Annotated in this window: 23 protein-coding genes, 1 tRNA gene and 1 pseudogene; 13 read left to right on the top strand and 12 right to left on the bottom strand. The window is 68.9% G+C overall.

Annotated features, from left to right (window positions below; translation table 11 throughout):
- Positions 1-84: 84 nt before the first annotated feature.
- Positions 85-1,005, top strand: a complete 921-nt coding sequence (locus DIE23_RS34985) for a glutamate/aspartate ABC transporter substrate-binding protein (protein WP_124616918.1) — start codon at positions 85-87, stop codon at positions 1,003-1,005.
- 21 nt (positions 1,006-1,026) lie between these two features.
- On the opposite strand, the gene DIE23_RS34980 is transcribed toward DIE23_RS34985, so the two are convergent.
- Together DIE23_RS34980 and DIE23_RS34975 are read right to left on the bottom strand one after the other, a co-directional pair.
- On the bottom strand, positions 1,027-1,779 hold the full coding sequence (locus DIE23_RS34980) for a 4'-phosphopantetheinyl transferase superfamily protein (protein ID WP_124616916.1): 753 nt from the start codon (positions 1,777-1,779) through the stop codon (positions 1,027-1,029).
- 160 nt (positions 1,780-1,939) lie between these two features.
- A complete protein-coding gene (locus tag DIE23_RS34975; protein WP_124616915.1) occupies positions 1,940-2,995 on the bottom strand; it encodes an alpha/beta fold hydrolase in 1,056 nt (351 codons plus the stop codon).
- 119 nt (positions 2,996-3,114) lie between these two features.
- On the opposite strand from DIE23_RS34975, the gene DIE23_RS34970 reads away from it, so the two are divergent.
- From DIE23_RS34970 to DIE23_RS40535, 3 genes are all read left to right on the top strand, one after another.
- Positions 3,115-4,056 (top strand): LysR substrate-binding domain-containing protein, encoded by a 942-nt coding sequence (locus DIE23_RS34970; protein ID WP_124616913.1) that lies wholly within the window; start codon positions 3,115-3,117, stop codon positions 4,054-4,056.
- Positions 4,057-4,346: 290 nt separating this feature from the next.
- The gene (locus DIE23_RS34965) at positions 4,347-5,579 is read left to right on the top strand and encodes an MFS transporter (RefSeq protein WP_124616911.1); all 1,233 of its coding nucleotides are present in this window, start codon (positions 4,347-4,349) and stop codon (positions 5,577-5,579) included.
- On the top strand, positions 5,570-5,692 hold the full coding sequence (locus DIE23_RS40535) for a hypothetical protein (protein WP_260436317.1): 123 nt from the start codon (positions 5,570-5,572) through the stop codon (positions 5,690-5,692). The genes DIE23_RS34965 and DIE23_RS40535 overlap by 10 nt, the downstream gene beginning before the upstream one ends.
- 53 nt (positions 5,693-5,745) lie before the next feature.
- On the opposite strand, the gene DIE23_RS34960 is transcribed toward DIE23_RS40535, so the two are convergent.
- The gene (locus DIE23_RS34960) at positions 5,746-7,224 is read right to left on the bottom strand and encodes a deoxyribodipyrimidine photo-lyase (RefSeq protein ID WP_124616909.1); all 1,479 of its coding nucleotides are present in this window, start codon (positions 7,222-7,224) and stop codon (positions 5,746-5,748) included.
- A 370-nt stretch (positions 7,225-7,594) separates the two neighbouring features.
- Here DIE23_RS34960 and DIE23_RS34955 point away from each other — a divergent pair, with 370 nt between their 5' ends.
- Positions 7,595-8,074, top strand: coding sequence for an SRPBCC domain-containing protein (locus tag DIE23_RS34955; protein ID WP_124616907.1), 480 nt, complete (start codon positions 7,595-7,597; stop codon positions 8,072-8,074).
- A gap of 13 nt (positions 8,075-8,087) precedes the next feature.
- A complete protein-coding gene (locus tag DIE23_RS34950) occupies positions 8,088-8,540 on the top strand; it encodes a nuclear transport factor 2 family protein (protein WP_124616905.1) in 453 nt (150 codons plus the stop codon).
- A 67-nt stretch (positions 8,541-8,607) separates the two neighbouring features.
- On the opposite strand, the gene DIE23_RS34945 is transcribed toward DIE23_RS34950, so the two are convergent.
- Genes DIE23_RS34945 through DIE23_RS34930 form a run of 4 tightly spaced genes read right to left on the bottom strand, consistent with a single transcriptional unit; the run spans position 8,608 to position 12,737 of the window.
- Complete coding sequence (locus DIE23_RS34945; RefSeq protein WP_124616903.1) at positions 8,608-9,588, bottom strand: acetyltransferase; 981 nt, start codon at positions 9,586-9,588, stop codon at positions 8,608-8,610.
- Positions 9,589-9,605: 17 nt separating this feature from the next.
- The gene (locus DIE23_RS34940; RefSeq protein ID WP_124616901.1) at positions 9,606-10,397 is read right to left on the bottom strand and encodes an SDR family oxidoreductase; all 792 of its coding nucleotides are present in this window, start codon (positions 10,395-10,397) and stop codon (positions 9,606-9,608) included.
- Positions 10,398-10,437: 40 nt separating this feature from the next.
- Positions 10,438-11,631 carry a sulfotransferase gene (locus DIE23_RS34935; protein ID WP_124616899.1) on the bottom strand — a complete coding sequence of 398 codons (1,194 nt, stop codon included), beginning with the start codon at positions 11,629-11,631 and terminating at the stop codon, positions 10,438-10,440.
- Positions 11,628-12,737, bottom strand: coding sequence for a DUF1214 domain-containing protein (locus DIE23_RS34930; protein WP_124616897.1), 1,110 nt, complete (start codon positions 12,735-12,737; stop codon positions 11,628-11,630). The genes DIE23_RS34935 and DIE23_RS34930 overlap by 4 nt, the downstream gene beginning before the upstream one ends.
- 190 nt (positions 12,738-12,927) lie before the next feature.
- On the opposite strand from DIE23_RS34930, the pseudogene cysD reads away from it, so the two are divergent.
- The 5 genes and pseudogenes from cysD to DIE23_RS34905 all read left to right on the top strand — a co-directional run.
- Positions 12,928-13,848 (top strand): annotated as a pseudogene (gene cysD, locus DIE23_RS34925) (sulfate adenylyltransferase subunit CysD); the annotation flags it as partial.
- Positions 13,848-15,761 carry a sulfate adenylyltransferase subunit CysN gene (cysN, locus tag DIE23_RS34920; RefSeq protein WP_124616893.1) on the top strand — a complete coding sequence of 638 codons (1,914 nt, stop codon included), beginning with the start codon at positions 13,848-13,850 and terminating at the stop codon, positions 15,759-15,761. The pseudogene cysD and the gene cysN, both read left to right, overlap by 1 nt.
- 131 nt (positions 15,762-15,892) lie before the next feature.
- A complete protein-coding gene (locus DIE23_RS34915) occupies positions 15,893-17,080 on the top strand; it encodes a helix-turn-helix transcriptional regulator (RefSeq protein ID WP_124616891.1) in 1,188 nt (395 codons plus the stop codon).
- 283 nt (positions 17,081-17,363) lie between these two features.
- The gene (locus DIE23_RS34910; protein WP_124616889.1) at positions 17,364-18,725 is read left to right on the top strand and encodes an MFS transporter; all 1,362 of its coding nucleotides are present in this window, start codon (positions 17,364-17,366) and stop codon (positions 18,723-18,725) included.
- Entirely contained in the window at positions 18,712-19,761 is a 1,050-nt protein-coding gene (locus DIE23_RS34905; RefSeq protein ID WP_124616887.1) for a beta-propeller fold lactonase family protein, read from the top strand. The genes DIE23_RS34910 and DIE23_RS34905 overlap by 14 nt, the downstream gene beginning before the upstream one ends.
- 145 nt (positions 19,762-19,906) lie before the next feature.
- Here the strand turns inward: DIE23_RS34905 and DIE23_RS34895 are convergent, their stop codons facing one another.
- A complete protein-coding gene (locus DIE23_RS34895; RefSeq protein ID WP_124616883.1) occupies positions 19,907-20,944 on the bottom strand; it encodes an AraC family transcriptional regulator in 1,038 nt (345 codons plus the stop codon).
- A gap of 226 nt (positions 20,945-21,170) precedes the next feature.
- On the opposite strand from DIE23_RS34895, the gene DIE23_RS34890 reads away from it, so the two are divergent.
- Positions 21,171-22,283 (top strand): fatty acid desaturase, encoded by a 1,113-nt coding sequence (locus DIE23_RS34890; protein ID WP_124616881.1) that lies wholly within the window; start codon positions 21,171-21,173, stop codon positions 22,281-22,283.
- Positions 22,284-22,322: 39 nt separating this feature from the next.
- On the opposite strand, the gene DIE23_RS34885 is transcribed toward DIE23_RS34890, so the two are convergent.
- Positions 22,323-22,943, bottom strand: coding sequence for an HAD family hydrolase (locus tag DIE23_RS34885; protein ID WP_124616879.1), 621 nt, complete (start codon positions 22,941-22,943; stop codon positions 22,323-22,325).
- 104 nt (positions 22,944-23,047) lie between these two features.
- A complete protein-coding gene (locus tag DIE23_RS34880) occupies positions 23,048-23,677 on the bottom strand; it encodes a LysE family translocator (protein ID WP_124616877.1) in 630 nt (209 codons plus the stop codon).
- Positions 23,678-23,997: 320 nt separating this feature from the next.
- On the opposite strand from DIE23_RS34880, the gene DIE23_RS34875 reads away from it, so the two are divergent.
- A tRNA-Ser gene (locus DIE23_RS34875) sits at positions 23,998-24,088 on the top strand.
- 104 nt (positions 24,089-24,192) lie between these two features.
- On the opposite strand, the gene DIE23_RS34870 is transcribed toward DIE23_RS34875, so the two are convergent.
- Together DIE23_RS34870 and DIE23_RS34865 are read right to left on the bottom strand one after the other, a co-directional pair.
- Positions 24,193-26,208, bottom strand: coding sequence for a sodium:solute symporter family protein (locus tag DIE23_RS34870; protein ID WP_124616875.1), 2,016 nt, complete (start codon positions 26,206-26,208; stop codon positions 24,193-24,195).
- Between the two features lie 3 nt (positions 26,209-26,211).
- Positions 26,212-26,556 (bottom strand): DUF4212 domain-containing protein, encoded by a 345-nt coding sequence (locus tag DIE23_RS34865; protein ID WP_124616873.1) that lies wholly within the window; start codon positions 26,554-26,556, stop codon positions 26,212-26,214.
- Positions 26,557-26,770 lie beyond the last annotated feature (214 nt).

The raw sequence follows: 26,770 nt of genomic DNA, 5'->3' as shown, positions 1-26,770 counted from the left end.
CGCGCTTAACATATGTTGCAATTATTTTGTCTTTGGCAACATACGAATCTGCATTTCCCTACAATCCGCCCACGGAGAACTGCCATGACCATCCCGCCCCGGTTGACCGCCCTGTTCGGCCGCAGCCTGCTCGTCGCCGCCTGCGCGCTTGCGTGCGGCGCGTCGCTCGCCGCGGAGCCGCTGTCCGGCACGCTCGAGAAGATCCGGCAGGGCAACCTGATCTCGATCGGCCATCGCGAGACGTCGGTGCCGTTCTCCTATGTCGACGCGAGCGGCAAGGTGATCGGCTTCTCGCAGGACCTGTGCGACCGCGTGATCGCCGCCGTGAAGTCGCGCACCGGCAAGCCCGACCTGCAGGTGCGCTTCATCCCGGTCACGTCGCAAAACCGCATCCCGCTGGTGCAGAACGGCACCGTCGATCTCGAATGCGGGGTGACCACCAACCTCGCGGCGCGCCACGCGCAGGTCGCGTTCTCGACCACCTTCTTCGTCGCGACGACGCGCCTGCTCACACGCACGACCTCGGGCATCCGCGACTTCCCCGATCTCGCCGGCAAGACGGTCGTGACGAACCAGGGCACGACGTCCGAACGCCTGCTGCGCAAGATGAACGAGGAAAAGAAGATGAACATGCAGATCATCAGCGCGAAGGACTACGGCGAGGGACGCCTCACGCTCGAATCGGGCCGCGCGGCCGCCTACATGATGGACGACGTGCTGCTCGCCGGCGTGCGCCAGCTCGCGGCGAAGCCGGCCGACTGGGTGATCGTCGGCACGCCGCAATCGTCGGAAGCGTACGGGTTCATGCTGCGCAAGGACGATCCGCAGTTCAAGGCGCTCGTCGACGGCGTGCTCGTGCAGCTGATGAAGAGCGGCGAGATCAACGCGCTGTACGACAAATGGTTCATGAAGCCGGTGCCGCCGAAGGGGCTCGCGTTCGACTTCCCGATGAGCGACGTGATCAAGGCGCGCTATACGGCGCCGAACGATGCGCCGCTCGAGTGAGCGTCGCGTGCTGAAACGGGTTCAGCGTGTCCACGCGACGCACGCCGCGTAGCCGGGCGCCGCGTCGAGCCAGCCCGCGTCGAACGCGGCCACGCCGGCGGCGGGCGCGGCCGGCTCGACGATCGTCGTCGCGGGCGTCGCCGCATCGCGCGGCGGCACGACCGCGAACGCGCGCAGCCCGCCGACGATGCCGGTGCCGAGCGCCTTCAGTAGCGCCTCCTTCGCGGACCACACGCGCATGAACGCGTCGGCACGCGCGGCGAGCGGCAGGCCGTCGAGATACGCGGCCTCGGCGGCCGCGCACACTTCGCGTGTCAGCGCACGCCAGTCGGTCGTGCGATTGCAGCTTTCGATATCGACGCCGACGCGCCCCGTCCCGGCCCACGCGATCAGCGCGTGATCGCCCGCATGCGACACGTTGAAATCGAGCGACGCGCGATGCGCGGGATCCAGCGACGGCCGTCCCGATTCGTCGACCACGATCGCGATGTCCTGCGGCGCGACACCGAGCGCCGCACCGAGCACGTCGCGCAGCGCGGCGCGCGTCGCGGCACTGCGCACCGCATCCTCGTGCCGCAGGTAGCGGCCGGCACGCGCGCGTTCGGCGTCGCTCAGTGCCGCGTAAGCAGGCAACGCGAGCGGCACGTGCCAGTTGAAATCGACGCGCGCGACCTGCACGCCGGCACGCGACGCGGCAGGCGGCACATCGAGCCGGTGCACGCGCCACGCGCGGGACAGGTCGGCGGAAATCTCGGAATCGGGCGGAATGGACATCGGCACGCTGCAGCCAGGCGAACGAAACGCCCGATGTTAATCGATCGCACGGAACGGAGACCGACGCATCGCGACCGCGACCGTCGGCAACGGCAGCGGCAGCGGCAGCCGGCGCGGCCGCCTCATCGACGCGATGGCCTGGCTGCGCGCGCGTGTGCGTTCACCCGTGCGCGACGGCACCCGGCACGCCGCTTCCCGCCAGCCGCGGACGCTGCGCCGGATGGCGCGCGTGGACGCGGCCCGGCGCATCGGCCGGCAGCGCGCCGTGTTGCAGCCAGTACAGCGCGACCGGCCACAGCGTGTCGGTGAAGCGGCTGTGGAAGAACGCGAAGTGGCCGATCGCGTCGACGCCGATGTCGCACGGCGCGATCCGCAGGTGCGTGACGTCGCTGCCCGTGTAGTAGCCGACCAGCCGTTCGATCGCGTCGACCGTGCCGAACCCGTCGTCGTCGAGGCCGATCGCGAGCATCGGCGCCGGCAGCCGAGCGAAGCGGGCCGGCAACGCGGCGCGGCTCGCCGCGGTTTCGGCAAGCGGGCCGTGTGTGTAGGCGTCCTCGAAGCGCGATTGCGAGCGCACCCACGACAGCGCGACGCCGCGCGGCGTGTCTTCCATCCAGCCGAGCCGTTTCGCGGGCACGTAGCCGAACACGGCCGCGAGCGCGGGCATCGCGACGTGCCACTTCCACCACATGCGCCGCCGCTCTGCCGGCCGATAGTCGCGCCAGTACGCATACTGCGCGCCCACGGTCACCACGTGGCGCACGTACGCGTTCGACGCCGCGAGCCCGAGCACGCAGCCGCCGATGCTGTGCGCGACGACGTCGAGCGGCTGGCCGGCAAACGCGTCGCGCGCGTACTGCAATGCGGCCTCGCAATCGAGCCGCCCCCAGTCGAGCCAGTTCGCGCGCAGCTTCGCGAGCCGCGCGGGGCGCGAGCCGCCGATCCCGCGATAGTCGTACACGAGCACGTCGCGCCCCTGCGAGAACAGCCAGGCCGCGAAGCGGAAGTAATAGTCGCAGCGCACCGACGTCGCACAATTGACGACCGTCACGGGCCGCACGGCGCCGCCGCCCCGATGGCGCCACACGTAGCCGCGCAGCACGTAACCGTCGGCTGCCGTCAGCGTCACGCGCTCCGGCGGCAACGCGCCCGCCGGACGCTCAGTTGGTCGATCCGCCGTGCGCGCGGCCCCGCCTGCTTCGTTCGAATTCGTCATCCTGTCTCCTGTGCGGCGCCGCATGACCCGGCGCCCGCCCGATCGGCCAGCTTCCATTGAACTTGACGCGCCCGGCGTTCTCAACCAATCTTGCTGCTCCGTTCGCATGAGCCCTACGCATGTCAACGCCGCTCGTCCGTCTCCCGTCGCTGGACCTCGTGCGCGGCTTCGTCGCCGTCGGCCGCCGCATGAGCATCACGCTCGCCGCGCAGGATCTGTGTGTCACGCAGTCGGCGGTCAGCCGCCAGGTGCATGCGCTCGAAGCACATCTCGGCGTCGCGCTGCTGCAGCGCGGCTATCGCAAGATCGCGTTCACGCCGGAAGGCGAGCGGCTGTTCCGCGCCGCGGATGCGGCGCTGCTCAGCCTGCAGGACACCGTCGCATCGCTCGCCGCCGCGCGCGAGCGGCAGCCCGTCACGATCACCGCGAGCATCGGCGTCACCGCGCTGTGGCTGCTGCCGCGGCTCGGGCGCCTGCAGGCGCGCCTGCCCGACATCGACTTGCGCGTGGCCGCGAACGACAAGGTACTCGATTTGCGCGCGGAAGGCATCGACCTCGGCATCCGCTACTGCCCGCGCGAGCGCGCGCCGGCCGGTGCGCTGCGCCTGTTCGACGAGATCGTCGTGCCGGTCGCGCACCCCGCGCTGGCCACCCGGCCCGTCACCGACGCGGCCGCGATCGCCGATCATGTGCTGCTCGAATTCGACGGGCCGCCGCAAACCCAACTGCAGTGGCGTGCGCACCTGCACGCGGCCGGGCTCGGCGACGCGCGCCCGAAGGGCGTGCTGCGCTTCAACCAGTACGACCAGGTGATCCACGCGGCGATCGCCGGCCAGGGCGTCGCGCTCGGGCGGCTCGCGCTCGTCGCGCCGATGCTCGCCGACGGCCGGCTCGCGGTGCTCGGCCCGCACTCGCAGGCGTTGTCGGATGCGTACGGCTACTGGCTGTTCCGGCACGATCCGGCACCGCGCCGCGAGGTCGCCGATGTGCGCGACTGGATTCTCGCGGAAGCAGCCGAATGCGACGCGGCAATGCGCGCGTACGGCGTGGCGCAGCGATAAGCCGGGCGCGATGTGCCGCGTCGGGCCGGTGCCTGTGCGGCATTGCGCGGCGGATCACGCCCCGGCAAGCGATGCGAAGGTGCACCTGTTCCGCCGCAACCGCCCTGACGATACGCACCCGCCTGCGTCGTGGCGGCTCTCAGGGTCCGCCGGCCTCGCAACCATTCGGCTTCGCATTCCCCCCAAGCATGCGAACCCGACCGAATGATCGCTTGAGCGACGCCGCCACCGGGTCGTCTAATCGGATCGAACGCGGCCGCCGCGCCGCACGCATTCATCCGGAGACACGCATGACCCCGATCGAACAAGACGCCCGGCGCCGCTGGCTGCCGGTGCTCGCGGGCGGCCTGATCATGGGTGCCGCGCTCGGCATCCGCCACGTGCAGGGGTTGTTCCTCGCTCCCGTCACGCTCGACCACGGCTGGTCGCGCGAAGCGTTCGGCCTCGCGCTCGCACTGCAGAACCTGATCTGGGGCATCGCGCAGCCGTTCACAGGGATGATCGCCGACCGCTTCGGGTCGGTGCGCGTGATCGTCGCCGGCATGCTGCTGTACGCGGCCGGGCTCGTCACGATGGCGCTGGCGGCGTCGGCCGGCGTGTTCACGGTCGGCGCGGGGCTCGTGATCGGCATCGCGCTGTCGGGATCGGCCTTCGCGTCGATCTACGGCGCGCTGAGCCGGCTGTTTCCGCCCGACCGGCGCGGCTGGGCGCTCGGCGTCGCCGGTGCGATCGGCGGGCTCGGCCAGTTCTGCATGGTGCCGGTCGCGCAGGTGCTGATCGGCGGCATCGGCTGGCAGCATGCATTCGTCGCGCTCGCCCTCGTCGCCGCGCTGCTCGCGCCGCTCGCCGTACTGGTGCACGACCGGCCCGCGCAGGCCGCGAGCCGCACGGACGGCCCCGACCAGTCGATCGGTGCGGCGGTGCGCGAAGCGTTCGCGCACCGCGGCTTCTGGCTGCTGAACGCAGGGTTCTTCGCCTGCGGATTCCAGCTCGCGTTCATCGCGACCCACCTGCCCGCCTACCTGCTCGATCACGGCCTGCCGGCGCGCCACGCCAGCGTCGCGCTCGCGCTGATCGCGCTGACCAACGTGGCCGGCACTTACGCATGCGGCCATCTTGGCGGCCTGCTGCGGCGCAAGTACGTGCTGTCCGTGCTGTATCTCGTGCGCGCGCTGGCGATGGCCGCATTCGTCGCGGCGCCGTTGTCGCCCGCGAGCGTCTACGTGTTCGCGGCCGTGATGGGCTTCACGTGGCTCGGCACGGTGCCGCTGACCAACGGCGTGATCTCGCAGGTGTTCGGCGTGCGCTACATCGCGACGCTGTTCGGCTTCGTCTTCTTCGGGCACCAGCTCGGCAGCTTCTTCGGCGTCTGGCTCGGCGCGCTCGTGTACGAGGCGACGCATTCTTACCTGCCGCTGTGGATCGGCTCGATCGCGCTCGGCGTGCTGGCCGCGCTGCTGCACCTGCCGATCGACGACGCGCGCATCGCGCGGCCGGTGCCGGGCAAGGCCGCGTGGGCATGATCCGTGCGGCACTGGCCGCCGGCGTGCTCGCATTCATCGTGTGGTGCGGCGCGGCCTACTTCGATTCGGGCGTCGCGCTCGCGCTGCTCGAGCACGCGGCGTTCTGCGACTGACACGACGAGCGGTGCCGCGCGCACGGATGCGCGGCTGCTGCGCTCAGTGGCACTTAGTGACGCTTCGGCAACGTGGCCAGCGCATCGAGCGCGCGACGCCGCGCGCCGTCGTGATCGACGATCGGCGCCGGATAGTCGATGTCGAGCCGCACGCCGGCCGCCGCGAGCGCCACCGGCGACGCCTCCCACGGCGCATGGATCGTCGCCGCGTCGAGGCCCGCGAGTTCCGGCACCCAGCGGCGCACGTACGCACCCTGCGGGTCGAACTTCCGGCCCTGCGTCACCGGATTGAAGATGCGGAAATACGGCGCGGCGTCGGCGCCGCAGCCGGCCACCCATTGCCAGTTCGCCGGATTGTTCGCGGCGTCCGCGTCGACGAGCGTGTCGTGGAACCAGCGTTCGCCGGCCCGCCAGTCGATCAGCAGATGCTTGACGAGAAACGACGCGACGACCATCCGCACGCGGTTGTGCATCCAGCCGGTCGTCCACAGTTCGCGCATTCCCGCATCGACGAGCGGATAGCCGGTCAGCCCGCGCTGCCAGGCGCGCAGCGCGGCGGGATCGTCGCGCCACGGCATCGCGTCGAACTGCGCGCGGAAGTTGTCGGTCGCGAGCGCCGGGAAGTGATACAGCAGCACGTGGCTGAATTCGCGCCAGCCGAGTTCGCTCAGGAATTTCTCGGCGCCGGCCGAGCAGGCCCCTCCGCGCGCCTGTGCGGCACCCTGCACCGCATGCCACACCTGTCGCGGCGACAGGTTGCCGAAGCGCAGGAACGGAGACAGCCGGCTCGTCGCTGGCTGGTCGGGGCGATCGCGTGTATCGGCGTATCCGGCCAGCGACTCGAGGGAAAACGCGTCGAGCCGCGCATGCGCGCCGGCTTCATCGGGTGCCGGCCACGCGTCGCGCAGGCCGCCCGCCCAGTCCGGCGCGTGCGGGCGCAATGCGAGCGCGTCGAGCGCCAGCGCGCGTTCGCGCACGCGGGCCGGCCACGGATGAAACGCGATCCGCTCCGGTTCCGGCAGCGGCACTGCCACCGTGCGATCGCGCCGCACCGCGCGCCAGTATGCGGTGAACACCTGGAACGGCGTGCCGGCGCCCGTCAGCACGTCCCACGGTTCGTTCAGCAGGCTGCCGTTGCTGCTCTCGACCTCGAGGCCGCGTGCCTTCAGCGGCGCCTTCAATGCCGCATCGGCATCGCGCTGCGGCTGCGCATAGCGGCGGTTCCAGTACACGGCCGCCGCGCCCGTGTCGTGCACGACGCGTTCGATCTCGCGCGGCGCATCGCCGCGCAACAGCAGCAGGCGGCCGCCATGACGTGTGAGCGCCGCATCGAGTCCGGTGAGCGCCCCGTGCAGCCACCAGCGCGCCGCGCCGCCGAGCGCGCGCCCCGCGCGTTCGCCCGTGTCGTCGACATACACGCACACGAGCGGCCGGCCCGACGCGACCGCGCGCGTCAACGCGGGCTGGTCGGTCACGCGCAGATCGTCGCGGAACCACACGACGGCAGGAGCAACGGACGACTTGGCTGGCACGGGCACCTCGGGGCAGGAAGCTGAAATGTGACCCGTATTGTCGCGGCAGGCTCGCGCGATGTCGACGTTCGACCCGCATGCCGCACGCGCTCGCGCGTTGCGCTCCCATGCCGCCGCCGGATCGCCGGCCCGGTGAAACGCCTTAGTCCATTCCGACGATTCTTCGCCGCGCGTGCCGGCCTACGCTCGATGTCGGGTTCGCCGCGATACGCGGCACACGCCGGCCGCTGGTCAACCCCTTGCATCGCGCGACGCATCCGCCATGCCCGCCGGCGCCCGCGCGGACCGTTCCGGCCATCGCGGCGCTTGCTCGTCGGTGCGTGCTCGCCCGCGGTCCCATCCTTTCCCTCGATCTCACCCGATACTTGCCATGACCAAACCAGCCAATCTCGTCACCTCGATCACCGTCGCGATCGACGCCCCCGCGTCCGTCGTCTGGGAAGTGCTGACCGACTTCCCGCGCTACGGCGAATGGAACGCGTTCTGCGTCGGCCTCGAAACGACCGGCCGGATCGGCGACTTCGTGACCATGCAGGTGCGCATTCCGGGCACGGAGACGGTGATTCCCGTCAACGAAATCCTCGTCGCGTGCGAGCCCGAGCGCCTGCTGTCGTGGGAGCAGCGCCCGACCGACGACAACAAGGACGCCGCGCGCCGCGACCAGTACGTCGAAGCCGACGGCGCCGAACGCTGCCGCTACTTCACGACCGACCAGTTTCTCGGCATCAACGCGGAAACGATCATGCGCGAGCACGGCGGCTGGGTGAAACAGGGATTCGACCAGTGCGCGCGCGACGTGAAGCAGCGTGCGGAAGCGCTGCATGCGGCACGCCAGCACAAAAGCGCGTGACGGAGCGCAGCCGATGCCCGATCTGCAAACCCTCTCCGACCATCACGACATCCGCGAGCTGATCGTCGCGTACTCGAGCGCGATCGATGCGCGCGACTTCGACGCGCTCGATGCGGTGTTCACGCGCGACGCGAGGATCGACTATCGCGCGATGGGCGGCATCGCCGGCACCTATCCGGACGTGAAGGCGTGGCTACGCACCGTGCTGCCGCAGTTCCCGCAGTACCAGCACATGGTCGGCAACCTGTCGATCACGCTCGATGGCGACACCGCGCGCGGCCGCACGATCTGCTTCAATCCGATGGAAGTCGCGCTGCCGGACGGCGGCACGCAGGTGATGTTTCTCGGGCTGTGGTACGTCGACCGGTTCGTGCGCACCGCGCTCGGCTGGCGCATCGCCGAGCGTGTCGAGGAGCGATGCTACGGCCACAACGTGCCGGCCGTGCTCGCCGGCGCGACCGGCTGAACCGGCATGTCGCACGACGCGCGCGCCGTGGCATCGCTGCACGGCGCGCGCGTCGCAGGCCCTCGGATCAGTCGAGACGAAACGCCGCTTCGAAACGCTCGGCGAACGCGTCGAACTCGGTTTCCGGCAGATGGTTGATGCCGCCCGCGCGCTTGCGCCCGCCGCCGGTCGGGAAGCCGCGACAGAATTCGTCGGCGCCGAGCGGCCGGCCGTCGGGCACGCGCACGCTGACCACGAGCCCGCCCTGCGCGCGCGGCGACAGCACCGCGAGCGCCGCATGCGGCGCATTGCGCATCCGTTCGTTCGCGAGCATCCCCGTCGCGCGCCGCGCCCACGGCTGATCCGGCATCCTGATCAGCGTCGCGCCCGGCACGTCGCGCAGCGGCGCGAGCGCGCATGCCCGTGCCATGTCGTCGCGATAGCCGTCGCGCAGCGCGGCGAACACCGGGGTGCCGCGCACGAAGTCGAGCGGATCGACGCACGGCAGCATCGCGTCGGCCAGCGCCGCCGGATCGAAATGCAGGTCGTCGACGCAATCGCCGTACGCGTTGTAGTTCAGGTAGAGCCCGAGTTCGGCCAGCGTGCCGCGTTCGGCTTCGCCGATCCCGTATTCGCGCGCGAGCGCGTCGCCAAGCGCCGGCAGTTCGTCGCCGAACGCCGCGACGATCGCCCAGCGCACATGCCGGCCGCCGAGATGGCGGTTCACGAGCGCGCTCGTGCAGACGTCGGCGGCCGTGTCGATGTACGCGTCGAAACGCGGATCGCCGGGCAGTTCGCCCGCGAAGTGATGGTCGAAGTAGCGGACCGCCGCGCCCTCGCGCAGCAGCCGCGCGCATGCGTCGCGGTTCTGGTCGTGCGACACGTCGAGCACGGTCACGCGGTCGCCGGAGCGCGCATCGATTCGCTCGAGCAGCTTGATGTCGCGCTTCACGCCGGTCACGAGCGTGCCGCGTTCGCCCTCCGCGAGCCGCAGTTGCTGCAGCGCGCACAGGCCGTCCGCGTCGCCGTTGAACGCGAAGAAATGCCGTCCCTGTTGTTTTTCCTGCATGATCCGTTGCTCCGTCCTCAGGGCATGAAATCGCCGCCGTTCGCGTCCAGCGTCGCGCCGGTCACCGCGTTCGCATAATCCGACGCGAGAAACAGCGCCGCGCGCGCGCAGTCGTCGTCGGTCGGCAGTTTCGCGAGCGCGATGTTCGACGCGATCGGCGCGATGATCTCCGCCTCCGTCATCCCGTACTCGGCGGCCGCCCGCCGGAAATACGCCTGCGTCGGCACGCCCCACATCCAGCCCATGTGAATGCTGTTCGCGCGGATCCCGTGCACGCCGAGCTCGCGCGCCAGGTATTTTGCCGCAACCGCGAGCGCGCCCTTCGATATAGCGTAGCCCGATTCCCCTGCAAACGGCTTGCGGGTCGCCTGCGTGTTGATCATCACGATCGCGCCGCGTTTCTGCCGCTTCATGTGCGGCACGACTTCCTGCGTGAGCGTCATCGTGCCAAACACGTTGGTGTCGAACACCGCGCGCCAGCCGTCGAGATCGGCTTCCTCGACCGCCTCCGGAAACGTGCCATGCACGAACGCGCTGTTCACGAGCGCGTCGATCCGCCCGAAGCGCTCGACCGCGTGCGTCGCGAGCTGCCGGCACTGCGCGCGCTCGGCGATGTCGGTTCGCACCTTCAGCACCTCGCACGCGACGCCGAGTTCGCGGATCCGTGCCTCCGCATCGTCGAGCTTTTCCATCGTGCGTGCCGCGACGACCACGCCGCGCGCGCCCTCGCGTGCCGCCTCGACGGCGAGCTTTACGCCGAGCCCCGGCCCGATCCCGGAAATCACGACGATCTTGTCCTTCAGCAACATGGGTTGTCTCCTGGTTGTCGTTCGTCTCGCGGGCGCGCCGTCAGCCGGCCGCCCGCAGGTGCCGCGCTCGATACGCGGCGAAGTCGCGTGCAAGCTGCGCGTCGGTGAAGCCGAAGCGCGCGATCGAATAGTCGTGGGCGGCACGCTTGTCGCGGCCGTTGCGCGCCATCCAGTCCGCCATCGCCGCGCGCTGCCGCGCATCGAGCGGCATCCCCGCGAAGCGGTACACGGCCTCCACGACGCCGAGCGGATTCGACACGGTGTCCTCGAAACGCACGTCGAGAAAGCGCTCCGCGGGCAGCGCATCGCGCGCCGTCATCGCCGCGCCAATCGCGCGCGCCATCCCCGCGTTCCACTGCGCGCCGACGGCGAGCGGATCCGGGTCGTCCGCGTACATCTGCCACAGCGTGTGCGCCATGCTCGCCATCGACGGAATCGTCTGCGCCGGGTCGCGGTGCGTGAGCACCACCTGCGCGCGCGGGAACACGCGGCACAGCACGTCGAGCGCGTGCAGGTGCTGCGGCGTCTTCAGCAGCCAGCGCTCGGCCGGCGCGACGCCGCGCTGCGACTTCTGCCACTGCAGGAACTGCAGCATCCGTTTCAGGTACGTGTAGACCGGCGTCAGGTCCTGCTTCTCGAGCCATGCCGTATAGCCCGGCACGTTCGCGTACGAATCCATCGCGCACACGAACGAGTGCTCCATCAGCATGAACTCCTCGTCGGCGAGCATCGCGTCGAGCGGATGGATCGTCAGGATCTGCGGAATGCAGTCGATCATCGTCGCGACCTCGGCCTGCGCGCGCGCGATGCGCACGGCCGGCGCGTCGAGCGTCTCGCCGGCGAGCGGCGCCGGATAGCGCGTTTCCCACCACGCGGCCGAATGAAAGCGCGAATCGACCGCGAGCAGCCGCTGCAGCAGCGTCGTGCCGGTGCGCGGCAGCCCGACGATCACGAGCGGGTCGTCGATCTCGATGTCGGCAATCGCCGGATGACGGCGGCAGTAGGACTCGACGACGAGCCGGTTCACGAGCTGGCCGACCAGCTTTTCACGCATCATCTCCGCGCCACGCGCGGACAGCTTCGCTTCATCGATCAGCGATGCACACATCACGTCGAGCGCCTCGCGATACGGGCCGTCTCCGAACGCGGTGAGCCCGCCCGTGCGCAATACCGCCTCGGCGATCAGTCCGTCGGCGTCGAGCTGCGTGCGGATCCGGTCGAGCGGCGCGTTCATGCGGCCTCCTTCAGCGCGGCGAGCTTGACGACGCGCGTGCGCGGATGCACCGGCTGCGCGGCGCCGACCCAGCGCCAGCAGATCGTGCCGGTGCGATGCCCTGCCGTATCGAGCCAGTTCGTGTCGCCCGGCCGCGACGCGGCGACCACCACCGTCACGCCGCCGTCGACATTCAGCCGCGCACTGTGCTTGTTCACGCAGATGTCGAAGTGCCGATAGTCGAGCGACTCCATCCAGTAGTTGTTGAGCTGCACGTTCCAGAAGTCGCAGTCGGGCACCGTGTCGACGTCGATCACGAGCGCCTCGTCGTCGGCCAGCGACCAGCACGAGTGATAGTAGTAGATGTTCGGATCGCCGCCGACCGACTGGCACAGCGCCTGGTCCGCGGGCGGCAGTGCGTTCACGTGCGCCCCGTAGCTCGCGGCCCAGTCGGCGAACAGCTTCGACGTCTGCTCGACGAACTGCGCGGCGCGCGTGAGGCCGCCCTGCAGCACGAGCGGGTCGAGCGACGCCGGGCGATCGTGCGCGCCGATGCGCTCGATCTTCAGTTGCGCCGGCGTCTCCGCGCGCCGGTCGAGGAACGTCTGGCGCACCAGCAGCGCGTTCGTGCCAGGTTCCATTCGCACCCAGTTGCCCGCGCGCGGCGTCGCGCCCAGCACGATCTCGAAGCTGCCGTCCGGCGCGATCTCGAGCTGCTTCGCGTCGAGGAAGCCCGTCTGCAGCATCTTGCCGTCCGTCTCGTAGCCGCCCTTCTGCGTGCCGAAGCTCAGGTACGCGACCGTGCCGCGCCGCCCCGTCACGCGATATTCGCAGCGGCCGTCGAGGCGCGCGTACTGGTACAGGTTGTCGGGATTGTCGGCGCCGATCTTCGCGGTCTCATGCGACGGCGAGAAGAAGCCGGGCCACGTACCGTCCGCGAACTCGACGTGCATCTCGAGCGCGATGCGCATCAGCCGGCTCAGGTAGCGGAATCCTTCCGCGCGCGTGAGCGGATCGTCCGGCGCCTCGGCACGCAGGATCTGCTGCCCGCTGCGTTTCAGGGTGTCGCAGAAATCGGCCCAGGTCTGGCCCGAAAGCAATTGCGTGGCACGTGTGTCGTCCGTCATGTGTCGTCTCCGCCGATGGTCGAGCGCTCACCTTAAGCGAGCGCGCCACGCGCCACTTCGTCCGGGTGGACTAAGGAAAGATCCGCTGCGCCGCCGAGCCGCGGTTTAGTCCACCCGGACGAAGAATCGGACCGCCCTCGCTCGATACCGTTGGCGTCATGCACGAAACGCCGCACATGTCGCGCGGCGCCGGCATGAAACAAGGAGACGAACGATGTTGACCCACTTGGAGCGACTGGAGGCCGAGAGCATCCACATCATGCGCGAGGTGGTCGCGGAAAGCGAAAACCCGGTGATGCTCTATTCGATCGGCAAGGACAGCTCGGTCATGCTGCATCTCGCGATGAAGGCGTTCTACCCGGCGAAGCCGCCCTTTCCGCTGCTGCACGTCGACACGACGTGGAAGTTCCGCGAGATGATCGCGTTTCGCGACGAGACGGCCGAGCGCCTCGGCCTCGACCTGCGCGTGCACGTGAACCCGGATGGCGTGTCGAACGACATCAATCCGTTCACGCACGGCTCGGCCGTGCACACCGACGTGTGGAAGACCCAGGGCCTCAAGCAGGCGCTCGACCACCATGGCTTCGACGCCGCGTTCGGCGGCGCGCGCCGCGACGAGGAGAAATCGCGCGCGAAGGAGCGCATCGTGTCGCTGCGCTCCGAGCAGCACCGCTGGGACCCGAAGCGCCAGCGCCCCGAACTCTGGTCGCTGTACAACGCGCGCAAGCGCAAGGGCGAAAGCCTGCGCGTGTTCCCGATTTCCAACTGGACCGAGCTCGACATCTGGCAGTACATCCGGCTGCACGACATTCCGATCGTGCCGCTCTACTACGCAAAGGAGCGGCCGGTGGTCGAGCGCGACGGCGCGCTGATCATGGTCGACGACGCGCGCCTGCCGCTGCGCGAAGGCGAAGTGCCGCAGATGCGCAAGGTACGCTTTCGCACGCTCGGCTGCTATCCGCTGACGGGCGCGATCGACAGCGATGCGACGTCGCTCGACGACATCCTGCGGGAGATGCGCGACACGCGCACGTCCGAGCGCCAGGGACGCCTGATCGACAGCGATTCGGCCGGTTCGATGGAAAAGAAGAAACAGGAGGGATATTTCTGATGGCACACGTTCTCACCGCGCCCGACACGCTCGCGCGCGCGACTCCCGACATGCACGCCGACGATGCGCAGACGAAGGACCTGCTGCGCTTCATCACCTGCGGCAGCGTCGACGACGGCAAGAGCACGCTGATCGGCCGCCTGCTCTACGAATCGAACATGCTGTTCGACGACCAGCTGACCCAGCTCGAGGCCGATTCGAAGAAGGTCGGCACGCAAGGCGGCGAGCTCGATTTCGCGCTGCTCGTCGACGGCCTGTCGGCCGAGCGCGAACAGGGCATCACGATCGACGTCGCGTACCGCTTCTTCGCGACCGCGCGCCGCAAGTTCATCGTCGCCGACACGCCCGGCCACGAGCAATACACACGCAACATGATCACCGGCGCGTCGACCGCCGATCTCGCCGTGATCCTGATCGACGCGCGCAAGGGCGTACTCACGCAGACGCGCCGCCACAGCCACCTCGTCGCGCTGATCGGCATCAAGCGCATCGTGCTCGCGATCAACAAGATGGACCTGGTCGACCACGACCGCGCCGTGTTCGAGCGCATCGACGCCGACTATCGCGCGTTCGCGGCCGAGCTCGGTCTCGAGGCGATCGTCAGCATTCCGATGTCCGCACTGCGCGGCGACAACGTGATCGCACCGAGCACGCGGATGCCGTGGTACGCGGGCCCGACGCTGATGCAGCATCTCGACACGTTGCCGCTCGTCGAGCGCGTGACGCGCGACGAACCGTTCCGCCTGCCCGTGCAATGGGTCAACCGGCCGCACCTGAACTTCCGCGGCTATGCCGGCAACATCGCGTCGGGCGAGGTCCGCGTCGGCGAACGCGTGCGCGTGCTGCCGTCCGGCAAGGAGAGCCGCGTCGCGTCGGTGATCACGCCTGCAGGCGAAGCCGACGTCGCGCGTGCCGGCGAAGCGGTGACGCTCACGCTCGCCGACGAGATCGACATCAGCCGCGGCGACATGATCGCGCGCGCCGACGCGCCGCCGGAAGTGGCCGACCAGTTCGAGGCGACGCTCGTGTGGATGCACGACGAACCGCTGCTGCCGGGCCGGCCGTATCTCGTGAAGCTCGGCACGCAGACGGTCGGCGCGACCTGCGCGACGCCGAAGTACAAGATCGACGTGAACACGCGCAAGCATCTCGCCGCGCGCACGCTCGCGCTCAACGAGATCGGCGTGTGCAACCTGAGCTTCGACCGGCCCGTCGCGTTCGATCCGTACGACCGGAACCGCCACACCGGCGGCTTCATCGTGATCGACCGCTTCACCAACGACACGGTCGGCGCCGGGATGCTGCACTTCGCGCTGCGCCGCGCGCACAACGTGCACTGGCAGGCGGTCGACGTCGACCGCGACGCGCGCGCGGTGCAGAAGGCGCAGACGCCGCGCATCGTGTGGCTGACCGGGCTGTCCGGCGCGGGCAAGTCGACGATCGCGAACCTCGTCGAGCAGCGGCTGCATGCGCTCGGCAAGCACACGTACCTGCTCGACGGCGACAACGTGCGGCACGGCCTGAATCGCGATCTCGGCTTCACCGAGGCCGATCGCGTGGAGAACATCCGGCGCGTGGCCGAAGTCGCGCGGCTGATGCTCGATGCCGGGCTCATCACGCTCGTGTCGTTCATCTCGCCGTTCCGCGCGGAACGCGACATGGCGCGCGCGCTGGCCGGACCCGACGAGTTCGTCGAAGTGTTCGTCGACACGCCGCTCGCGGTCGCCGAGGCGCGCGATCCAAAGGGCCTGTACAAGAAGGCGCGCAAGGGCGAACTGAAGCACTTCACGGGCATCGACTCGCCGTACGAGCCGCCCGCGCAGCCCGAACTGCGCATCGATACGGTGGCCGAGTCGCCGGAAGCGGCGGCGGACCGCATCGTCGCGTACCTGCTGCGCGAGCGCGCCGCATAACCCGCCCAAGCGGCGCAAGCCGCGTCGCACGGGCACGGCCCGCGTCGTCTACTCCGTTCGGATGACGCGGGCCGCCGGCCGGCCGGTATGCTGGATCGTGAGCCTTCACCCCCACCCAGGAGAACACGAGCATGCGGATCGCGCTGGCGCCCGACGACACGGCCGCGCACGACGGTTTCGACGACGCGGCATGGACGGCACGCGAACTCAGCGCTTGGCTCGGGCTCGTCTATCAGGGCCCGTCCGAAACGACGCCGTGGGCGGGCTTTCTCGAAGCGATCCGCGTGCGGCTCGACGCGAGCTTCACGACGCTCGTGCTGCGCAGCCCCGGCGGCTCGCGGCGCGGGCTCATCATCAACGCATCGACCCACGGCCCGCTGCTGCCCGGCGAGCCGTCGTACAGCGAGCAGTTCTACGCGCTGTGCCCGTTTCTCGACCAGCCGCCCGGCCAGGTGTTCACGGCCGACGGGCTGTTCGGCGCCACCCGGTGGTGCGAGCACGATTTCTACCGGCAGTACCTGCAGCCGCTCGACCTGCGCTTCATCCTCGGCGCGACCCTGCGCGGCGAGCACGGCGTCGAGTGCGCGTTCTTCGTGAGCCGTGCTCATCGCGCCCGCGATTTCGACGTGGCCGAACGCGCGCAGGTCGCGACGCTGCTGCCGCACCTGCAGCGCGCGGTCGAGTTGCATGCGACGCTCGACGTGCTCGATGCCGAGCGCGCACTGTACGCGGGCACCGTCGACCGGCTCGACGTCGGCACCGCGATCCTCGACGAGGACGGCCGCGTGATCAAGCACAACCGCATCGCCGAACGGCTGATCGAGCAGCAGGACGGTCTTTGCCTGCGTCAAGAGCGGCTCCATGCGTCGTGCCCGCTCGACGAGCGTCGGCTGCAGAAGGCGTTGCAGGCCGCGCTCGAGCATTTCCGTGCGGGCGCGCTCGCGCGCATCGAGGCCACCACGCTGTCGCGCCCAGGCGGCGCGATGCCGCTGAACGTGCTGCTGCGCCCGCTCGCGCCCTATCGCGGCGCGGAGGACCGCCAGCACCGGCCAGCCGTCGCGGTGTTCGTCCGCGATCCGGCGTCGTCGCCGCAGACCTCGCGCGACATGCTGCACCGGCTGTTTCGCCTCACGCCGATGGAAACCGAGATCGCGCTGCGGCTCGTCGACGGCCTGACGCTCGACGAAGCGGCCACCGCGACCGGCATCACGAAGAACACCGCCCGCGCGCACCTGCGCGGGATCTTCGCGAAGACGGGCGCGACGCGGCAGGCGGTGCTCGTGAAGATGCTGCTGAACAGCGTCGTGTCGATGGCGTAGCGGGCCGCGCCCTTGGGGCGACGCCCATCGCAGCGCAATGCAGCCCGGCGGGAGCCGGTTGCCGGCCGGCAGGCTATCAGCCCATGTCATACGTCATCAGATGTGATCGAACACGATGACAGCCTCCTGATATTCCCCAATATTTGGGCATATTTCGGGTAAACCCGCGACGTCACGCCGAAGTCTCAGGCGTACCATGTTATACGACGACATACTACTTAGATCACCAACCGACGCCAACGCGGGCCGCCGCCCCGTTCGCCGCCCGACCGGAGACTCCCCCTTGACCTCGCCCGCCCTGCCCGGCCGCGACCCGCTCGCGTCCGCCGTCTCGAAAGTGAAATGGCACGTGCTGCCGCTCGTGCTGATCATGTTCATCGCGAACTACATCGACCGCGTGAACGTCGGCTTCGTCGACCGCCACCTCGAAGCGTCGATCGGTATCGGCGCGGCCGCGTACGGGCTCGGCGCCGGCCTGTTCTTCGTCGGCTACGCGCTGTTCGAAGTGCCGTCGAACCTGCTGATGCAGCGCTACGGCGCGCGTATCTGGCTCGCGCGGATCATGGCGACGTGGGGCATCGTCGCCGCCGCGATGGCGTTCGTGTGGAACGATACGTCGTTCTACGTGCTGCGTTTCCTGCTCGGCGCGGCCGAGGCCGGCTTCTTCCCCGGCGTCGTGCTGTACCTGTCGCAATGGCTGCCGCCGCAGGAACGCGGCAAGGCGATGGCGATCTTCCTCGGCGGCTCCGCATTCGCGTCGGTGCTGTCCGGGCCCGTCACCGGCGCGCTGCTGTCGATCCACGGCTTCGGCCTGCAGGGCTGGCAGTGGATGTTCCTGATCGAAGGGATGTTCTCGGTCGCGCTGTGCGGCGCGTGCTGGCTGCTGCTGAAGTCGCACATCCGCGACGCGACGTGGCTCACCGCCGACGAGCGCGCGGCGCTCCAGAACGCACTCGATGAAGAGCGTGCATCGCGCGACGTGCGCTCGAAGGTGCACGTATCGGCCACCACGCTGCTGCGCGACCCGCAGATCATGCTGTTCTGCTTCCTGTATTTCGCGATCCAGCTGACGATCTACGCGGCCACCTTCTGGCTGCCGACCATCATCCGCAAGATGGGCGGCCTCACCGACTTCCAGGTCGGCCTCTACAACACGATTCCGTGGATGATCGCGATCGGCGCGATGTACGGTTTCGCGGTGCTGTCCGCGAAGTGGAAGCATCCGCAGCGCTGGCTGTCGTTCGCGCTCGTGCTCGCCGCGTGCGGGCTGTTCGCGTCGACGTCGCACGATCCCGTGTGGTCGTTCGCGTCGATCTGCTTCGCCGCGCTCGGCTTCAAGGCCGCGTCGTCGCTATTCTGGCCGATCCCGCAGGGCTACCTCGACACGCGCGTGGCCGCGGCGGTGATCGCGCTGATCAACTCGGTCGGCAACCTCGGCGGCTTCGTCGCGCCGACGGCCTTCGGCTATCTGAAGCAACATACGGGTTCGATCACGGGTGGCCTGTATGCACTCGCGATCGCATCCCTCGTCGCCGCGGTCGCCGCGCTGTTCGCGCGCACGCACCGGCGCAGCGATCCGCCGCGCGGCCTGCCGGCCGACGAGTCCTTCACGAACACCGCCATGCTCCGCCATGCCGAACACTGACCGCCTGACTGTCGTCGTCTCGAATGCCGCCGACGGCGACCTCGCCACGTTCTCGCTCACACCCGGCGGCACGCTCGCGCCGCTCGCCCGCTACCCCGCCGGCGACGTCGCGATGCCGGTCGCCGTGCAGCCCGATCGCGCGCGGCTGTACGTCGCGACCCGCGGCGAGCAGCCGACCATCGTCGCGTTCCGCGTCGCGACGGGAACCGGCGCGTTCGCACGCATCGGCGCGACCGCGATCGACGCGAGCCTCGCCTACCTGTCGCTCGACCGCAGTGGCCGCTGGCTGCTCGGCGCGTCGTATGGCGGCAACTCGCTGAGCCTCTACGACGCCGCGCGCGTGCGCGACGGCGACGGTGCGCCGCTGCAGGTCGCGGACGGCATCGCGAACGCGCATGCGGTCATCGTGTCGCCGGACAATCGCTTCGCGTACGTGAGCTCGCTCGGCTCGGACCGGATCTTCACGTTCGCGCTGATCGAGGATGCTGGCGGCCTGCATGCGGTCGAGCACGGCGACACGCGCGTGCCGGGTGGCTTCGGGCCGCGCCACCTGCGCTTCACACGTGATGGTCAGGCACTCGTCGTGGTCAGCGAATTCCAGGCGACGCTTGCGAGCTTCGCGCGCGACACCGACAGCGGCCGCCTCGGCGACGCGCAGGTCAGTGCACGCCACCCGGCCGTCGCCGACCTCGCGCAAGGTCATGCTCGGCCGCCCGCGCCGACCGGGCCCGCCGTATGGGCCGCCGATCTGCACCTGACGCCGGACGAGCGCTTCGCGTATGTCAGCGAACGCACGTCGAGCCAGTTGCTCTGCTATCGCCGCCGTGCGGACGGCACCTTCGAACCCGTACACGCGACCGCCACCGAAACGCAGCCGCGCGGCTTCGCGATCGATCCGTCGGGACGCTGGCTCGTCGCATGCGGCGAGCAATCGGAATACGTGTCGGTGTACGCGATCGCGCCGGACGACGGCACGCTGGCGTTGCACGCGCGCGTGCCGGGCGGCCGCGGGGCGAACTGGGTTGCGATCGTCTGATGGGTCGATTGACCGACGGAGCGAATGATCGATTGATCAACACCGGGCACGCGACCGGGCACGCGACCGGGCACGCGACCGGGCACGCGACCGGGCACGCGACCGGACACGCAGCCGGCACCGGCCCGCGCCGCCCGGCGCACGGTCAGCGCCGCTCGCTCGGCGCGACGCCGGTCCAGCGCTTGAATGCCCGCGTGAAATTCGCGCGGTCGGTGTAACCGACCCGCGCCGCGATCTCGTCGACCGGCAGGCGCGTGCCCTCGAGCAACCGGAGCGCATCGCGCAGCCGGATCTCGTCGAGCAGCGCCGAATAGGTCACACCGAATTCCGCGAGCTTGCGTTTCAGCGTACGCGCCGACACGTGCAGCTCGCGCGCGACCTTGTCCACCGACGGATAGCCGGCGTCGCCGCAGATCAGCAGGTTGCGCACGCGCTCGACGATGCTTTCCGCATAGCCGAGCCGCGCGAGCTCGGCCTCGCATTGCTGGACGATCATCTGCGCGGTCTGCGCGTTCGCGGTGCCGATCGGCTCGTCGAGCAGCGCGGCGTCGCAGCGGATGCGGTTCGCGCTCGCGTCGAAATGACAGCGCGGCAGCCTCGCGCGATAGCGCTCGAACCACGGCGGTTCGGGCCATTCGAAATGCAGCTCCGCGCGCGATTGAAGCGTGCGCCCCGGTGCGGGATCGAGCAGCGAGTTGAACAGGATCGCCGTCTCGACCAGGAAGTTCTCCACCGCGAACTGGCGCAGCCGGCCGAGCGGAAACGCCTCGAGCACGTCGATGTCGACGATCCCGTCGAGTTGCACGAGCCGCACCGAAAAGAACGGCACGCGCGTCGGCAGGTAGCGGATGCCGAGCGCGATCGCTTCGCCGAGCGTCGCGCAACTCATCAACCCGAAGCCGATCAGCCCGGATTTCGTGAGACTGCTGCGCAGGCCGATCTCGATCGCGATCGACGGATCGTCGGTCGACTCGAGCAGGTTGAACACGATCGCAGCCTGCTGAAGTGGCGTGATGCGCGCGTCGGGCTGCGCGAGCCGGTCGCGCTCGACGCCCGAGCCGGCGAGAATGCGGCCGCCATCGATGCCGCGCTCCTCGGCGAGCATCAGCATGAACAACGCATACGCGGACGACACCGTCGCCTTGTGCAGCTGGCGCGCGGCATCCGGGACGGACAGGGCCATGCGGCGAACTCCGGAGCGGTTTCGGCGGATTGTAGCGTCGCTGGCCCGCAATGACACCACCGCAGCACTCTATCGGCACCGAGCCGTATGGCAGGCCGGCGCACTGGCCATCGTGGCCCGAAATGACACCATCATTGGCACCAGCGGCCCTCGCGTGCGCTCTGGGGCACGCCTATGCTTGTCACATCGGCATTGCGCCCCACTCTTTCCGCACGGATTCCGGTCGATGAGCCAACCTGCACGAACCGTCTTTCGCCACGACGCCGACAAGGTCGCGTATGTCCGGCGCGAGGTCAACGCCGCGAGCGACGCGATCCGCGCGCGCTTTCCGCTGCTCGACAACCAGAACCTCGTCGGCGCGACGGTGATGGCCGTGTCGGTGAGTGCGATGCTCGCGATCGCATGGCTGTATGCGCGCGGCGCGATCGCGTGGTACGTCGCGCTGCCGCTCGCCGCGTTCGTCACGTCGTTGATCCACGAACTCGAGCACGACCTGATCCACCTGATGTACTTCAAGAAGACGCCGTGGGCCTATCACCTGATGATGGCGCTGTGCTGGCTCACGCGGCCGGGCACGATCAACCCGTGGACGCGCCGGCGCATGCACCTGCATCACCACAAGGTATCGGGCGGCGAATCGGATCTCGAGGAATTCGGCATCACCAATGGCGAACGCTGGGGCGTGAAGCGACTGCTGATGATCGCGGACGGGATGCTCGCCGTCGTGCTGCGGCCGGATGCGATGCGCCGCAAGGTCCAGCAGTACCTGGCCGCGCAGCCGGTGCAGGATGCGGCCGAACGTGCACAATTGCGCGTCGAGCAGGTGTCGTCCTACATGCCGATCGGTCACGCGTACTACGCGCTGTGGCACGCGTTCATCGTGTATCACGCCGGCCTGTTCGCGCTGCATGCGCTCGGCCATGCGGTAACCGTGCCGGCCGTTGTCGAGCGCGTGATGAGCGTCGTCGATTTCCTCGCGGTCGTGTGGCTCGGGCCGAACTTCGTGCGCAGCTTCTGCATCAACTTCGTCAGCTCGAACATGCATTACTTCGGCGACATCGATTCGCGCAACGTGATCCAGCAGACCCAGGTGCTCAAACCGTGGTGGATGCTGCCGTTCCAGCTGTTCTGCTTCAACTTCGGCAGCACGCATGCGATCCATCACTTCGTGGTGCGCGATCCGTTCTACATCCGGCAGCTGACCGCGCGCACCGCCCATGCGGCGCTGCGTGAAGTCGGCGTGCGGTTCAACGATATCGGCACGTTCAAGCGGGCGAATCGCTGGGGCGCGTATCGTCCGATTCGCGGGGCGCACGGCGCGCAGCAGGCCGACACGTAACGACGGGCGCCGCGCCGGTCCCGTCAGTCGGTCAGGCTATCAGGCGCCGATCGGCGGCATCGGCCCGTGCCCGCGGATCCACGCCCACTTCGCGAGTTCGGCCATTTCCTTGTCGCCGCGGCTGTCGCCGTAGGCGAACAGTTGCGCGGGCGGCTGATTTCCCCACCAGCCACGCAAGCGCACGACCTTCTGCGGGCCCCAGCAGTTCTCGCCGTTCAGCCGCCCGGTGAACGTGCCGCGCTCGAACGCGAGGCGCGTCGCGAGTACCGTGTCGATGCCGACCGTCTTCGCCCACTTCTCCAGATACAGCGACGGCGACGCGCTGACCAGCACGACTTCATGCCCGCGCGCCTGATGCTCGCGCACCCGCTCCAGCATTTCAGGACGCACGAGGTTCGGCAGATAGCCGTCGACGAAAGTGCGCGCGAGCGCGTCGAGCGCGTCCTCGCGGATCGACCCGAACGCAAACCACGCGAACTTCGCCTTCGCATCGCCGCGCGACAACAGGCCCGCTTTCATCGCGACGATCCACGGCAGCGCCCGCAGTCCGGCCCATGCAAAGCGTGGCGTACCGACCGCGTAGCGGACGAAATGGCGGAAGCTGTCGGTGGTCGTGATGGTGCCGTCGAAATCGAATGCGGCGACGATGCGGTCGGTCATGAAGAGGCGGGGATAGCAATGCGATGCCCGGGAAGATAACAGACTCGCGCCGCCGTGCGTCCGGGCACCGGCGTGACCGGCGGTACGGCGCAATAGGCGCCCAGTCAGTTCGCACTTTTCCGATACAACGCGACGTACCCCGCGAGCATCAGCAGCAACGACCCGCTGATCCGGTTCAGCCACTTCTCCCCGGCCGCTTTCCACACCCGCACCGAATGCACGCCGAGCAGCGCATAGCCCGTCATCCCGATCACGTCGATCGCGACGATCGTCGCCGCGAGGATCGCGTATTGCGGCGCGACCGCATGCGACCGGTCGACGAACTGCGGCAGCAACGCGGACATGAACAGGTAGTACTTCGGGTTGCTCATCGCGACGAAGAAGCTCTTCAGGAACGCGGTGCGGCGATCGGGCGTCGCAAGATCCTGCGCCGGCGCGGCGGCGGAACTGCCGCTCGACATCAGCATCCGGATGCCGACGTACGCGAGCCATGCGGCGCCGAGCAGCTTCAGCGTCACGAACGCGGTTTCGGACGCCTCGAGAATGACGCCGAGACCGAACCCGACCAGCGCGACCAGCACGACGTCGGCCGTTACCGCGCCGAGCATGCCGACCATCGCGTGACGCAGTCCGTAGCGCGAACCGTTGCTCATCGCGAGCAACACCGTCGGGCCGGGCGTCGCGACGCCGACGGACAGGATCAGGGCAAATGCGAGCAGTGCGGAGATCGTCATGAGCGGGTGTGCGTGGTGAAAATGATCGAGGGAACGGAGCGCGTCCAGCGACCGGGCGCGCCGTTTGATGCGCCGGCTCCGGTGACAGGGTCGGTCGGTCTGTCGCTCAATGATCGCACGATTGCCGCGCCACCCGCTCCCGGTTGAGCAAGCGTGCGTTTGACGTGATGCCGGACCGCGGAACCTCGCCGCCCATCTGCGGCGGCTGCATGGACGGCACGGACGCGCCTGCCGCTGGGACCGGATTCCCGGCAGATTTCAGCGGCTCGTCGAAGGGAGTGGCGGGCGGCCACCAGAGTTTGCTATACTCTCGCTCTTCCGGAGAGATGGATGAGTGGTTTAAGTCGCACGCCTGGAAAGCGTGTATAGGTTAATCGCCTATCGGGGGTTCGAATCCCCCTCTCTCCGCCAGGACACATGAAGCCCCTTGATTTCCCTGAGAAATCAAGGGGCTTTTCTTTTCCCCGGAGTCCCCGCCTTCCCCGCCGCTACGCCCTGCATCCGGCGCCTCCACGTCACGGATGCCGGATGTAATCCACCAACGCCCGCGTATATTCATCCGGCTGCCGATCGAGCAGACTGACCGCGATCGCCACCGCGAACCCGGCCGGCACACCGAACACGCCTGAACTGATTGGCTCGATCCCGAACCACGTACGCCCCGCAAACCCCGTGAGCTGCGTGAAATACGGATAAGTCGACACGATGTAATACACGCACACCGCGAGCCCCGTCACCATCCCGGCGATCGCACCGCGCGTCGTCGTGCGTTTCCAGAACACCCCAAGCACGAGCACCGGAAAGAAACTCGAAGCCGCGAGCGAAAACGCCGCACCGACCAGAAACAAAATCTTCCCCGTATTGAGTGACGCGACATACGACGCGAACAGCGCGACGCCGAGCAGCAGCACCTTCGAGATCGTCACGCGCCGCTGGCTCGATGCATCCGGCGCGACCATGCAGTAGTAAACATCGTGCGACAACGCATTCGCGATCGTCAGCAGCAACCCGTCCGCGGTCGACAGCGCCGCGGCCAGCGCACCGGCCGCGATCAGCCCCGACACGACATACGGCAGCCCCGCGATCTCCGGCGCGGCCAGCACGACCATGTCGGGCTGCATCTGGATCTCCGACCAGTGGACGATGCCGTCGCGAATCACCTCGACCACGCTGATCAGGTCCGGTTCGAAGTGATGCCACTGCGTGACCCACGCCGGCAATTCCGCGATCGGCCGCCCGACGAGGTTGGTGAGAATCTCGTACTTGATCATCACCGCGAGCACCGGCACGCTCAGGTAGAACAGCGCGATGAAGAACAGCGTCCAGCCGACCGAACGCCGTGCGGACGCCACCGACGTCGTCGTGTTGTAGCGCGTGAGAATGTGCGGCAGGCTCGCGGTGCCGAGCGACAGGCACAGCAGCAGCGCGAGGAAATTCCGTTCGCGCGGCTTACGGTCGTCGTCGTTCGCCGCGGGAAACGGCGCGTGCATCGGCACGGGCGGCTCGGCGCGTGCCAGCAGGTCGTCGCGCGCCTGCGTCCAGGTCACGCGCGCCGCCGTCGGGTCGCGCGGAAAGTCCGCCAGCTCGCGCTCGCGCTGGTTGATCTCGCGCAGCGGCCCGTTGTGGCGCCGCAGGTCCGCGAGCTGGTCGACGAGTTGCCGGCGCGCGTCCGCATACGATGCGGGCAGGCGATCGAGCTGCGTCTGCACGACCGCGGCCTGCCGGCGATACGCATCGCGCACCTGCTGCTCCTCGGCCGCGTCGCGCAGCCGCGCCTCGCGCGCCGCCACGCGCTCCATCAGCTTGCCGTAGTTGAACTGCGGCACCGGCCCGAGCCCGTTCTTCATCGCGATCAGCGACACGGGGATCAGGATCGCGCTGATCAGGATGATGTACTGCGCGACCTGCGTCCACGTGACCGCGCGCATCCCGCCGAGAAACGAGCACACGAGAATGCCCGCGAGCCCGCAGAAAATCCCGATCGCGAAGTCGACGCCGATGAAGCGCGTCGCGATCAGCCCGATCCCCTGGATCTGCGCGACCAGATAGACGAACGAGCACAGGATCGCCGCGCCGGCCGCGAGCGCGCGCACGGCGGTGCTCGAAAAGCGTGTGCCGAGAAAATCCGGAATCGTGTAGCGCGCGAGCTTGCGCACATACGGCGCGAGCAGGAACGCGACGAGGCAGAACCCGCCGGTCCACCCCATCACGTACGCGAGTGCGTCGTAGCCGGTTGCGTAGAGCGAGCCGGCGAGACCGATGAACGACGCCGCCGACAGCCAGTCGGCCGCCGTCGCCATCCCGTTGAACGCGGACGGCACGCGCCGCCCGGCCACGTAGTATTCGACGAGATCGGACGTGCGCGACAGCAGCCCGATCACCGCGTACACCGCAATCGGCACGAACAGGAACACGTAGCCGATCCAGACACCGGAGCCGGTCGCGCGCTCGATCCTCCACAGCAGCAGCACGAACCCGAGAAAGCCGAGCGTGTAGAGCGCGTACGCGCGAATCAGTCGATGCGTCAGCATGGATCAGCGGGCATGGTGCGCATCGTCCGCGTGCGCGGCATGCTCGTCATACGCGCGCCGCAACGTGCGGTCCGCGCGCTGCATCAGGCCGATGTAGACGACGATCAGCACGAGATAGACGAGAATCGCGCCCTGCGCGCCGACATAGAACGGCAGGCTGAAACCGGCGAAGCGGATGCCCGCGAGCGCGGGTGCGAAGAACGGCACGACGAACGACACCGTGAAGCCGATCGCCATCAGCACCAGGATCAACGCGACGTTGAAACGCCAATAGCGCGCATGGGCACGCGCGAGCGGCTCGGGAACGGGCGGCGGCGCGGCAGGCACCGGACGGGACGGAACGGTCATGCCGTTATTTAGCAAAAAGCCCCTGCGCGGGCAATCGGGATTGCCGCGCAGGGGCTCGTGCGCGCAACGTGCGCAACAGGCGCGATCAGCGCACTTCGGCGAGCTGGTCGAGGATCGCCGGGTTCTCGAGCGTGGACGTGTCCTGCGTGATCGCCTCGCCCTTCGCGAGCGAGCGCAACAGGCGCCGCATGATCTTGCCCGAGCGCGTCTTCGG

Source organism: Burkholderia sp. Bp9143 (assembly GCF_003853645.1).
Lineage (GTDB): Bacteria > Pseudomonadota > Gammaproteobacteria > Burkholderiales > Burkholderiaceae > Burkholderia.
This window is presented reverse-complemented; position numbering and strand designations above follow the sequence as displayed.